The organism is Kitasatospora sp. NPDC002543, from assembly GCF_053594915.1.
Map to the genome: position 1 here is coordinate 1 of NZ_JBSFWR010000160.1, position 12,279 is coordinate 12,279.

A 12,279-nucleotide genomic window follows, 5' to 3' on the forward strand; every position below is an offset into this window, starting at 1 on the left:
CGGATGCTCCGCCGGCACCCCCGCGAGGACCTCGGCGAGCCGCTCACGATCGGCCGCGTCACAGGCCACCAACTCCACCAGCGCACCCGACTCCCCCAGCTCCTGAGCCAGTTCGACCGCACCCGGCGCCCCGGCACCACGCCGACTCGCCAACAGCAACCGGCGCACGCCGTGCTCCACGACCAGGTGCCGGGCCAGCAGCCCGCCGAGGCCGCCGGTACCGCCGGTGATCAGCACCGTGCCGGCCGGGTCGAACCCGGGCCGCCCGGTGGCGGGCCGGGGCGCACGGGCCAGCCGGGGTGCGTGCAACCTTCCCTCCCGTACGGCGAGTTGGGGCTCGCCGGTGGCGGCCGCGGCGGCGATCTGCTCCCGGGCGTCGCCCCGCCCGTCCAGGTCGACCAGCAGGACCCGGCCCGGGTGCTCGGTCTGCACGGTGCGCGCCAGGCCCCACAGCGGTGCGTGGACGAGGTCGGCCACGTCCTCGCCGGGCAGTGCGGCGACGGCGCCGGTGGTCACCAGCACGAACCGGGAACCGTCGAAGCGTTCCTCGGACAGTCCGGTGCGCAGCAGCTCCAGGACCCTGGCCGTCTCCTCCCGGGCGGCGGCCGCGGGCGCCCCGGTGCCGGGGGCGAGGGTCAGCACGACCAGGTCGGCCGGCTCGGCCCCGTCCAGGTCGGCCCCGTCCAGGTCGGTCCGGGTCACGGCCGGGACCTGCCCGGCGGGAACGGCGGGAACGCCGGACACGGCGGACACGGCGGACACGGCGGGCCACTCGACCGCGAACAGCGCGTCCTCGGTGGAGACCGCCGCCAGCCGGGCCCGCGGCACCGGCCGCAGGTCCAGCGAGGCGACGCTCGCCACCGGGGCGCCGGTGCCGTCGGTGACGGCCAGCCGGACGGTGCCCGGGCTGCCGAGCGGCGTGATCCGGACCCGCAGGGCGCCCGCCCCGGCCGCGTGCAGCCGGGTGCCGGACCAGCTGAACGGCAGCCGGATCTCCTCGGGGCCCGTCCCGGCGGCCGCGCCCGGCAGCAGCGGGTGCAGCGCCGCGTCCAGCAGCGCGGGGTGCAGTCCGTACCGGGAGGCCTGGTCCCGCTGCTCCTCGGGCAGGGCGACCTCGGCGAGCAGCTCCTCGCCGAGCCGCCACACGGCGCGCACGCCGCGGAACGCCGGGCCGTAGTCGTAGCCGAGGGCCCGCAGCGCCGGGTAGGCCTCCTCGACCGGCTGCGGGACGGCTCCGGCGGGCGGCCAGGCGGCGTCCGGCGCAGGGCCTGCCGTCCCGTCCGTCTCCGTCCCGCCCCCGGTGCTCGTGTCGTCCCCGGCGGTGAGCAGGCCGGTGGCGTGCCGCGTCCACGGCAGCGCCGGGCCGTCGGCGGCGCCGGCCGGGCGCGCGTGGACGGTGAACGCCCGGGCGCCGGTGCCGTCGGCCGGGGCGAGCCGGACCTGGATCCGGACGGCCTCGCGCTCGGGCAGCACCAGCGGCGCCTCCAGGGTGAGGTCCTCGACGGTGCCGAGCCCGGCCTGCTCGCCCGCCGCGAAGGCCAGCTCCAGGAAGGCGGTGGCGGGCAGCAGCACCAGGCCCTCGACGACGTGGTCCGCCAGCCACGGGTGGGTGCGCAGCGACAGCCGGCCCGTCAGCACGAGGTCCTCGCCGCCGGCCACGTCGAGCGCGGCGCCGAGCAGGGGGTGCCCGGCGGGGTCGACGCCGAGGCCGCGCGGGTCGGAGCGGGTGCTGCTCGGGGCGAGCCAGTGGCGCTCGCCGCCGAAGGCGTACGTCGGCAGGTCGAGCGGCGCGTCGGCGGTGCCTCCGGTCCCGGTCCCGGCCGGGGCGGCCCCGGGCAGGAGTGCGGTGAGGTCCGCCGCGCCGCCCGCCGTGTGGACGGCGGCCAGGGCGGCGGAGTACGTCTCGGCCTCCGGCCGGCCGGCCCGGGCCAGCGCGACGGCCGTCGCCGCGTCGCCGTCGCCGAGCGTCTCCCGCGCCATGCCGGTCAGCACGGCGCCCGGCCCGACCTCGACGAACAGTCCGGCGCCGAGCCCGCGCAGGGTCCGGACGGCGTCGCGGAAGCGCACGGTGGCCCGGATCTGGCCGGTCCAGTAGTCGGCCGAGGCCAGCAGGTCGGCCGGCGCGAGTCGGCCGGTGACGGTCGAGACGATCGGGACGGCGGGCGCCCGGAAGGTCAGCGCTCCGGCCGCGGCGCGGAACTCGTCGAGGATGCCGTCCATGTGCGGCGAGTGGAAGGCGTGGCTGACCGTCAGCCGCTTGGTCCGGTGGCCGCGCTCCCGCCACTGCCCGGCGATCCGGTCCGCGAGCTCCGCGTCCCCGGCGATCACCACCGACTCCGGCCCGTTGACGGCGGCCAGGGACAGCTCGGCCGGGTGGTCGGCGATCGAGGCGGCGACCGCCTCCGGGTCGGCCTGGATCGCGATCATCGCGCCGCCCGAGGGCGCGGCCTGCATCAGCCGGGCGCGGGCCGCGACCAGCGCGGCGGCGTCCTCCAGCGAGAGCACCCCGGCCACGTGCGCGGCGGCCAGCTCGCCGACCGAGTGCCCGGCCAGCAGGTCGGGCACCACCCCGTGCGACTCCAGCAGCCGGAACCAGGCGACCTCCACGGCGAACAGCGCCGGCTGGGCGTACCCGGTCCGGTCCAGCCGGGCGGCCGCCGCGTCGTCCCGCCCGGCGAACAGCACGTCGCGCAGCGGGCGGTCCAGGTGCGGGTCCAGTGCCGCGCAGGCCGCGTCGAGGGCCGCGGCGAACGCCGGGAAGGCCTCGGCCGCCCCGGCTCCCATGCCGAGGCGCTGGGCGCCCTGCCCGGTGAAGAGCAGCGCCGTGCGCACGCCCTCCTCGGCGGTGCCGCGCACCACGCCCGGGGCGGGCTCGCCGCCCGCCAGGGCGGTCAGGCCGGCCAGGAGCCCGGCCCGGTCGCCGCCGAGCACGACGGCCCGGCGCCGGAACGACGCCCGGGTGGTGGCCAGCGCCCGGCCGACCTGCGCCGGGTGCGGCCCGGGGGCGGCCGCGGCGAAGTCGAGCAGGCGCGCGGCCTGGGCCCGCAGGCCCTCCTCGGTGGGGGCGGAGAGCGGCCAGGGGACGGGCACCGCCGACGGCGCGGCATCAGCGGCCCCGTCCGCCGGGGCGGCCTCCGGCAGCGGCTGAAACTCCGGCTCCGGCTCCGACTCCGGCCGCTCGACGATCACATGGGCGTTGGTGCCGCTGATCCCGAAGGAGGAGACGGCCGCGCGGCGCGGGCCGCCGTTGCGCGGCCAGGGCCGGTCCTCGGTGGCCAGGACGACCGCGCCGGAGGACCAGTCCACGTGCGGCGTCGGCTCGTCGACGTGCAGGGTCGCCGGGACGAGCCCGTGCCGCATCGCCTGCACCATCTTGATCACGCCGCCGACGCCCGCCGCGGCCTGGGTGTGCCCGAGGTTGGACTTCAGCGAGCCGAGCAGCACCGGCTCCCGGTCCTGCCGGCCGTGCCCGTAGGTGGCCAGCAGCGCCTCCGCCTCGATCGGGTCGCCGAGCGTGGTGCCGGTGCCGTGCGCCTCCACCACGTCCACGTCGGTGGCGGCGAGTCCGGCGTCGGCGAGCGCCTGCCGGATGACCCGCTGCTGCGAGGGCCCGTTCGGGGCGCTCAGCCCGTTCGAGGCGCCGTCCTGGTTGACCGCCGAGCCGCGCACCACGGCGAGCACCCGGTGGCCCCGGCGGCGGGCCTCGGACAGCCGCTCCAGCACCAGCAGGCCGACCCCCTCCGACCAGGCGGTGCCGTCGGCGGCGGCCGCGAAGGCCTTGCAGCGCGCGTCCGGCGCCAGCCCGTGCTGCCGGGAGAACTCGACGAACATGCCGGGGGTGGACATGACCGTCACGCCGCCGGCCACGGCCAGCTCCGACTCGCCCCGGCGCAGCGACTGCACCGCCAGGTGCAGGGCGACCAGGGAGGAGGAGCAGGCCGTGTCGACGGTCACCGCGGGCCCGGTGAAGCCGAACTGGTAGGAGATCCGCCCGGACATCACGCTGGCCGCCGTCCCGGTCAGCAGGTGCCCCTCGACCCCGTCCGGGGCGTCGTGCATCCGGGGGCCGTAGTCGCCGGCGGAGGCGCCGACGAAGACGCCGGTGCGGGAGCCGCGCAGGTCGGCGGGGAGCAGTCCGGCGCGCTCCAGCGCCTCCCAGGCCGTCTCCAGCAGCAGCCGCTGCTGGGGGTCCATCGCGGTGGCCTCGCGCGGGGAGATGCCGAAGAAGGCGGCGTCGAAGCGGCCCGCGTCGGCCAGGAAGCCTCCCTCGCGGACGTAGCTGCGGCCGGGGCGCTCCGGGTCCTCGTCGTACAGGTCCTCGTCCCAGCCGCGGTCGGCGGGGAAGGCGGAGACGGCGTCGCCGTGCTCGGCGACCAGCCGCCACAGGTCCTCCGGCGAGGCGATCCCGCCGGGGTAGCGGCAGGCCATGCCGACGATCGCGACGGGCTCGTCCGAGCCGGCCGGGGCGGGTCCGGCGGTCGCGCCGCCGGTCTCGTCCTCCTCGCCGTCACCGGCCAGCCGTGCCTCGACGAAGGCGGTCAGCGCGCGCGGCGTCGGGTGGTCGAAGAGCAGTCCGGCCGGCATCCGCAGGCCGGTGGCGGCGGCGAGGTTCTCGCGCAGCTCGACGCTCATCAGCGAGCTGAAGCCGAGGTCGCGGAAGGGCAGGTCCGGCTCGACGGGGTGGTCGGCGGGGCGGCCGAGGACGGCCGCGATGTGGGCGGCGACCAGGGCGGCGGGGCCCGGGGTCCCGTCCGCCGCCGGCACGGCGGCCGCCGCGGGGGCGCCGGCCCTGACCGGCCGGGCCGGGGCCGTGGCGGGGGCGGCGGCCGGGAGGTCCGTCACCCAGTGGCGTTCGCGCTGGAAGGCGTAGGTCGGCAGGTCGACGCGGCGGGCACCGGTGTCCGCGTGCACGGCGGCCCAGTCCACGGCCGCGCCGCGCGCGAACGCCCGGCCGAGCGCGGCCGCGACCGTCCGTTCCTCGGGCCGGCCCGCCCGCAGGGCCGGCTCGGCGTGCACCGCGGCCCGGTCGAGCACGCTCTCGGCCACCATCGCGGAGCAGACGCCGTCCGGTCCCAGTTCGAGGACGGTGCGCACGCCGGCCGCCTCCAGCGACCGGGCGGCCGCCAGGAACCGGACCGGCCGGCGGACCTGGTCGACCCAGTAGTCCGGGGAGGTCAGCAGCTCGGCCGGGGCGGGCTCGCCGGTCACCGTGGAGACGATCGGGATGGCCGGCGGCCGGAAGGAGAGCGGCGCAAGCGCCCGGCGGAACTCCGCCAGCATCGGCTCCATGTGCGGGGAGTGGAAGGCGTGGCTGACCGTCAGCCGCTTGGTGCGGTGGCCGCGCTCGCGCAGCTCGGCGGCCACCGCCAGGACGGCGTCCTCGTCACCGGAGAGCACCACCGAGGTCGGCCCGTTCACCGCCGCGACGGCCAGCTGCCGCTCCCGGCCGTCGAGCAGCGGCGCGACCTGCTCCTCGGTGGCCTGCACCGCGACCATGGCGCCCCCGGCGGGCAGCGCCTGCATCAGCCGGCCGCGGGCGGCGACCAGCGCGCAGGCGTCCGCCAGGGAGAGCACCCCGGCCACGTGCGCGGCGGCCACCTCGCCGACCGAGTGCCCGGCGAGGAAGTCCGGCCGCACGCCCCAGGACTCGAAGAGCCGGAACAGCGCGACCTCGACCGCGAACAGGGCGGGCTGGGTGTACCCCGTCAGGTCGAGGTCCTCACCGGAGTCGACGACCTCGCGCAGCGGGCGGTCCAGCAGCGGGTCGAGGTGGGCGCAGACCGCGTCGAGGGCGGTCGCGAACACCGGGAAGAGCGTGCGCAGTTCCGCGCCCATCCCGGCGCGCTGGGCGCCCTGGCCGGTGAACACGAAGGCCAGTGGGCCGTCCACCGCCGTCTCCGTCGCCGCCCCGGCCGCCGGCAGGCCGGCCGCCAGGGCCTCCAGCCCGGCGAGCAGCTCGCCCCGGTCGGCGACCGGCAGGACGGCGCGGTGGCCGAGCCGGGAGCGGGTGGAGACCGAGGACCAGGCGATGTCGGCGAGGGCCGCGTCCGGGGTCTCGGCGAGGAAGGCGGCGAGCGCGGCGGCCTGGGCGCGCAGCGCCCGCGCGCCGCGGGCGGACACCGCCACCGGCAGGACGCTCCGGCCGGTGCCGCCGGGCGCGGCGGGCCCGGGCTCCCCTCCGGCGGGGGCCGGCGGCTCGGCGAGGACGACGTGGCAGTTGCTGCCGCCCATGCCGAAGGAGCTCACCCCGGCGACGATCCGGCGCTCCGGGTGGGGCCAGTCGGACGGCCGGTCGTTGACCGCGAGGTTGAGCTCCGCAAAGGGGATCCTCGGGTTCGGGGTGGAGAAGTTGAGGCTGGCCGGCAGCCTGCGGTGCCGCAGGGCGAGCAGGGTCTTGATCAGACCGGCGATGCCGGCCGCGCCCTCCAGGTGCCCGATGTTGGTCTTGACCGAGCCGACCCGCAGCGGATCGCCGGCCGGCCGCCGGGTGCCGAGCGCCGCGCCGAGTGCGGCGGCCTCGATCGGGTCGCCCAACGGCGTTCCGGTGCCGTGCAGTTCGACGTACTGGACCTCCTCGGGGGCGACCCCGGCCCGGTGCAGGGCCAGTTCGATGACCCGCTCCTGCGCGGCCTGGCTGGGCACGGTGAGCCCGGGGGTGGCGCCGTCGTTGTTCACCGCGCTGCCGAGCAGCACCCCGTGCACCCGGTCGCCGTCGGCGAGGGCCCGGGAGAGCGGCTTGAGCACCACCACGCCGGCGCCCTCGCCGCGCACGTAGCCGTTGGCCCGGGCGTCGAAGGCGTAGCAGCGGCCGTCGGGCGACAGGCCGCCGAACCGCTCGGCGTCCATGACCCCTTCGGCGAGGATGTTGAGGTTCACCCCGGCGGCCAGCGCCGTGGTCGCCTCCCCGGTGCGCAGGCTCTCGCAGGCGAGGTGCACGGCGACCAGGGAGGAGGACTGGGAGGTGTCGACGGTGATGCTGGGGCCGTGCAGGCCGAGCGCGTACGAGACCCGGTTGGCGATGATGCCCCGGTGGGTGCCGGTGGCGGTGTGCTGGGTGATCGCGGCCGAGCCCTGCCGGTGGACCAGGGCGGCGTAGTCCTCGCGGGCGGTGCCGACGAAGACCGCGGTGGCGCTGCCCGCCAGTTCGGTCGCCGGGATCCCGGCGTCCTCCAGGGCCTCCCAGGCGAGTTCCAGGACGAGCCGCTGCTGCGGGTCCATCACCACGGCCTCGCGGGGCGAGATCCCGAAGAACTCGGCGTCGAAGTCGGCGATGCCGTCCAGGAAGCCGCCGCGCCGCCGGTCGCTGTGCGCGTCCGGGGAGATCGGCTCCCAGCGGTGGTCGGGCATCTCGGTGACGGCGTCCCGCCCCTCGCGCAGGAGCTCCCAGAACGCGGCGGGTCCGGCCGCCGAGGGCAGCCGGCACGACAGGCCGACCACGGCGACCGGCTCGTGCCGGTCCTGGCGCAGGGTGTTCCCGGAGTGTCGCTCACTCGTCATTCGCGTGGCTGCCCTTCGGTTCCGCACATCACGTTCGATAACGGCCATGACTCCGAACGACCTTATCCGGATTCGTTTCCGAACAGTCTCGGCCGGGTCACCGACGGGTAATCGGGCAACGGTGGGACCGTATTGGCCGAGAAATTACCGAGGCTTTTCCGGAGATTGTCCGGAGGGCCTGCCGACCCGCCTGAAACGTGCCCGAAACATTCCCCCGGGCGCACCCGGAACACGGGGAGACCGAGCTGTTACCGGTTCATGACAGGTCGCGGTTAGAGTCGGCCGGACGCCCGGGCACGGCGAGCCGGCGGACACGAACGACAGCGGCGGACAAGGGGACCACGATGGACCGATCGGTGGATGAGCTCCAGCTCGCGGAGCCGTACCTCGGGGAATGGCTGGCCTCGCTCGGGCTCGGCGTCGAGTACGTGCGAGCCCGCGGCAACACACTCTTCCGGCGGGACGACGAGGGCCGGGAAAAGCCGGTGCTCGACCTCGTCGGCGGCTACGGGTCGACGATCCTCGGGCACAACAACCCGGTGATCGTCGACTACGCGAAGGAACTCCTCGAAGCCGGTACGCCGATTCACGCGCAATTCTCCCGGCACCCCTACGCGAACGATCTGGCGCGCAAGGTGAACACCATCATCCAGCGCGAATTCGGCACCACCGAGACGTATTCCGCGGTCTTCGCGAACAGCGGCGCCGAGGCCGTCGAGATCGCGGTCAAGCACGCGGAACTCGACCGGGTCTCCAAGCTGACCGAGGCGCTGGAGGGCATCGAGGCGAACATCGAGGCCGCCCGGGCCGCCGTGCGCGCCGGGGCCCGGGTGGAGGCCGGCGACGCCCTCGCCGGGGCCCTCGCCGAACCCGCCGACGGCGCCCGGCCCGCCGACGGCGCAGGGCCCGGCCCCCTGGACCGCCTCGTGGCCCGCCTCCGCGCCGCCAACGACGAGCGCCGCAGCGCCCCGCCCGTGTTCCTCGCCCCGGCCGGCTCCTTCCACGGCAAGCTCATCGGCACCGTCCAGTTCACCCACAACCCCGGCTACCGGACCCCGTTCAGCGCCCTCGCCGCCCAGGTCCGGTTCGTCCCGCTGGACGAGCCGGAGGCCCTGGAGCGGACCGTCGAGGAGGAGCGGCGGACCCTGCTCGACCTCGCCGTCGGGGACGGCGCGGTGCGGGTGGTCGAGCGCGACCTGCCGGTCATCGGCGCGTTCGTCCTGGAGCCGATCCAGGGCGAGGCCGGCATCCGCCCCCTCGACCCGGAGGCCGTCCGGCGGATCCAGGCGGTCTGCGCGCGGATCGACTGCCCGATCATCGTCGACGAGGTGCAGAGCGGCATGGGCCGCTCCGGCGCCTTCTTCGCCTCCTCCCACCTGGGCCTCCAGGGCGACTACTTCACCCTGGCCAAGAGCCTGGGCGGCGGCGTGGCCAAGGCCGGCCTGACCCTGGTGCGCTCCTCGCGCTACCGCCGGGACTTCGAGCTCGTCCACAGCTCCACCTTCGCCAAGGACAGCTTCTCCACGCTGATCGCCGGCCGGACGGTGGACCTGCTGGAGGCCGACGGCGGCCGGGCGTACCGGCTGGCCGAGGAACGCGGCGCACGCCTGACCGAACTGCTCGACGGGCTGCGGCAGGAGTTCGGGGACGTCGTGAAGGACGTCCGGGGCAGGGGCCTGATGCTCGGCGTGGAGTTCCACGACCAGTCCGACTCCCCCTCGGAGATCATCCGCGAGCAGGCCGCGGCGGGCCTGCTCGGCTACCTCTTCTCCGGCTACCTCCTGCGGGTGCACGACGTCCGGGCCTTCCCGACCGCGAGCGCCACCGGCACCCTGCGGATCGAACCCTCCATCCACCTGACGGACGAGGAGATCGCGCAGACCGTGTCCGCGCTGCGCGCCCTCGCCGCCACCCTCCGCAAGCACGACGGCGAGACGCTGCTGCACGGACACGCCTGACCGGCGGGCACACCCGAGGGCCCGTCCCGCCGATCGCTCCCGTGCGCGGGAGCGATCGGCGGGACGGGCCTAAGATGCCTGAATCACTGGTACGGGCCCAAACCTCCGTATCCGTGGCCCAGGCCGTGTCCGATGCGGTGACGCCGAGACGAGGGAGCACCCGTGCCCAGCCAGCGGTCCATCAACGAGGCGGAGCGGCTCGTCCAGGCGAAGCTCGGCGGCATCGCGATCCGCCGGGAGCGGATGGCCGCGGTGGCGAACATCTACCGGGCCGCCTCCGCCGTGCGGCAGCACCTGGAGAACTCCGTGCTGCGCGGCTCGGACCTGACCTGGACCGCCTTCGTGGTGCTGTGGGTGGTGTGGGTCTGGGGCGAGTCCGAGACCCGGCACGTCGCCGAGGAGGCGGGGATCTCCAAGGGCACGCTGACCGGGGTGTCCCGCACCCTGGAGTCGCGCGGGCTGCTGAAGCGCGCCGACCACCCGACCGACGGTCGGCTGGTGCTGCTCTCGCTCACCGAGGAGGGCGAGGAGTTCATGCTGGAGGTGTTCCCCGCGTTCAACGAGGAGGAGGCCTTCGTGACGGAGCGGCTGAGCGACGCGGAGTGCGTCGGCCTCGCGGACGGGCTGCGGCGGGTGGTGCTCCAGGTCGAGGAGCAGGGGGAGGAGCGGCGCCGCTCGCTGCTGAACGGCGAGGAGCCCGCCCCGCGCCGCAGCGGCCGGCGCGCCCGCCGCTGACCGCCCTCGGGCACAGCCGGCTCGGCGGGCTCGGCGGGCTCGGGCGGCACCGTGGGCTCAGGCGGCTCCGCGGGCGGCCCGCACGAGCGCGTCGAAGAGCCGTTGCTGCGCCCGGTCCTCGTGCGCGGTGTCCTCCGGGTGCCACTGCACGGCCGCGAACCAGCCGTCGTGCCCGGGGAGTTCGACGGCCTCGACGGTCCCGTCGGCGGCCCGGGCGGTGACGGTCAGCCCCTCCCCCGGCAGGTCCACGTGCTGGTGGTGGTAGCAGGACACGGTGACCTCGCCGCCGCCGGAGATCCCGGCCAGTAGGGAGCCCGGGGCGGGCCGGACGGGGTGCCGGACGTGCCGGTGCTCGCGCCCGGGGCCTCCCATGTCCTGGTGCAGGGTGCCGCTCAGCACCGTGTTGACCACTTGGAGCCCGCGGCAGACGGCCAGCAGCGGCACCCGGCCCGCGAGGGCCTGCCGGGCGAGTTCGAGGTCGAAGGCGTCCTGCTCGTCGTCCACGTCGTAGACGGCGGCGTGGGTGCCGGCCGCGCCGTAGCGGTGGGGGGCGAGGTCCCCGCCGCCGGGGAGCAGCAGCCCGTCGAAGCGGGAGAGCCGCCCGGCCACCTCGGCGGGGTCGGCGGTGCCGCCGGGGGCGTGCGGGTGCAGGGTGACGGGCTCGCCGCCGGCCCGCCAGACGGCCTCGACCAAGGCCCTGGCGCTGACCTCGGCGGCGTACCGCAGCGCGGAGGTGGAGGCGGCGAACCGGGCGGGCACCGCGATGAGCGGACGGTGGGTCACAGCTGGATCCAGGTGGTCTTGAGTTCGGTGTACTTCTCCAGGGCGTGGGCGGACTTGTCGCGTCCGTTGCCGGACTGCTTCCTCCCGCCGAAGGGCACGGTGAGGTCGCCCTCCTCGTAGCAGTTGACCCAGACCGTACCGGCTTTCAGTGCGCGGGAGACGGTGTGGGCGGTGGAGAGGTCGGAGGTCCACAGGCCGGCGGCGAGGCCGTAGTCGGTGGCGTTGGCGAGGGCGACGGCCTCGTCGAGGTCGTCGAAGGCGAGGACGGAGAGCACCGGGCCGAACACCTCCTCGCGGGCGAGCCGGCTGTCCGGGGCGACCTGGTCGAAGACGGTCGGTTCGAGGTAGGTCCCGCCGGTGCCGGCCAGGGTGCGGGCGCCGCCGGTGCGCAGGCGGGCGCCGTCGTCGAGGGCGGTGCGGACGTGGCCGAGCACCCGGTCGAGGTGGCCCTCGCCGACCAGGGCGCCCATCTCGGTGGCGGGGTCGAGCGGGTCGCCCACGCGCAGGGCGCGGGCGCGGGCCACGACCGCCTCGGTGACCCGTTCGGCGACGGTGCGGTGCACCAGCAGCCGGGAGGGGGCGGTGCACATCTCGCCCTGGTTGAAGAAGATGCCCCAGGCGGCGGTGGCCGCGGCCCGGTCCAGGTCGGGGGCGTCGGGCAGGACGATGTTGGGCGACTTGCCGCCCAGCTCCAGCCAGACCCGCTTGAGGTTGGAGTCGGCGGAGTAGTGCAGGAAGTGGCGGCCGACGGCGGTGGAGCCGGTGAAGGCGAGGACGTCCACGTCGGGGTGCAGGCCGAGGGCCCGGCCGGCCACGGGTCCGTCGCCGGCCACGACGTTGAGGACGCCCGGCGGAAGCCCGGCCTCCAGGCCGATCCGCCCGAGCAGCAGGGCGGACAGCGGTGAGTGCTCCGAGGGCTTGAGGACGACCGTGCAGCCGGCGGCCAGCGCCGGGGCGATCTTCCAACCGGCCAGGGTGAGGGGGAAGTTCCAGGGGACGACCGCGCCCACGACGCCGGCGGGCTCCCGGGTGACGAGGGCCAGGGCGTCGGGCGCGGTGTGCGGGGACTCGTCGGTGAGCTTGTCGGCGAGCCCGCCGTACCAGCGGAAGGTGGTGATGACGGCCCGCAGTTCGACGTCGTGGGCGTCGGTGATCGGCTTGCCCATCTCCAGGCTGACGGTGAGCGCCAGTTCGGCCCGCCGCTGCTCCATGGCCACCACGCGCTCGCCCTGGTCAAGGAGATGGAGCGGCTCAACCGCCAGGCCGCCTCCAAGCCCGGCGCCGCCAAGGACGGCTTCGACGAACT

The 12,279-nt window shown here is 76.3% G+C and carries 4 protein-coding genes and 1 pseudogene; 2 read left to right on the forward strand and 3 right to left on the reverse strand.

Features of this window, described 5'->3' with window-relative positions; translation table 11 throughout:
* Positions 1 to 7,497 (reverse strand): type I polyketide synthase (locus ACWD4P_RS36300; protein WP_449782563.1); only part of this gene is annotated, 7,497 nt, incomplete at its 3' end.
* A 344-nt stretch (positions 7,498 to 7,841) separates the two neighbouring features.
* Between ACWD4P_RS36300 and ACWD4P_RS36305 the strand changes: the two genes are divergently transcribed.
* Together ACWD4P_RS36305 and ACWD4P_RS36310 are read left to right on the forward strand one after the other, a co-directional pair.
* Positions 7,842 to 9,455 (forward strand): aspartate aminotransferase family protein, encoded by a 1,614-nt coding sequence (locus ACWD4P_RS36305; RefSeq protein WP_449782564.1) that lies wholly within the window; start codon positions 7,842 to 7,844, stop codon positions 9,453 to 9,455.
* A gap of 162 nt (positions 9,456 to 9,617) precedes the next feature.
* Positions 9,618 to 10,190: a MarR family winged helix-turn-helix transcriptional regulator gene (locus ACWD4P_RS36310; RefSeq protein WP_359831846.1), complete on the forward strand. Its 573-nt coding sequence runs from the start codon at positions 9,618 to 9,620 to the stop codon at positions 10,188 to 10,190.
* Between the two features lie 57 nt (positions 10,191 to 10,247).
* Here ACWD4P_RS36310 and ACWD4P_RS36315 read toward each other — a convergent pair whose 3' ends face one another.
* On the reverse strand, positions 10,248 to 10,973 hold the full coding sequence (locus tag ACWD4P_RS36315; RefSeq protein WP_449782565.1) for a gamma-glutamyl-gamma-aminobutyrate hydrolase family protein: 726 nt from the start codon (positions 10,971 to 10,973) through the stop codon (positions 10,248 to 10,250).
* Positions 10,970 to 12,184: pseudogene (locus tag ACWD4P_RS36320) on the reverse strand (aldehyde dehydrogenase); the annotation flags it as partial. The gene ACWD4P_RS36315 and the pseudogene ACWD4P_RS36320, both read right to left, overlap by 4 nt.
* Between the last annotated feature and the right edge of the window lie 95 nt (positions 12,185 to 12,279).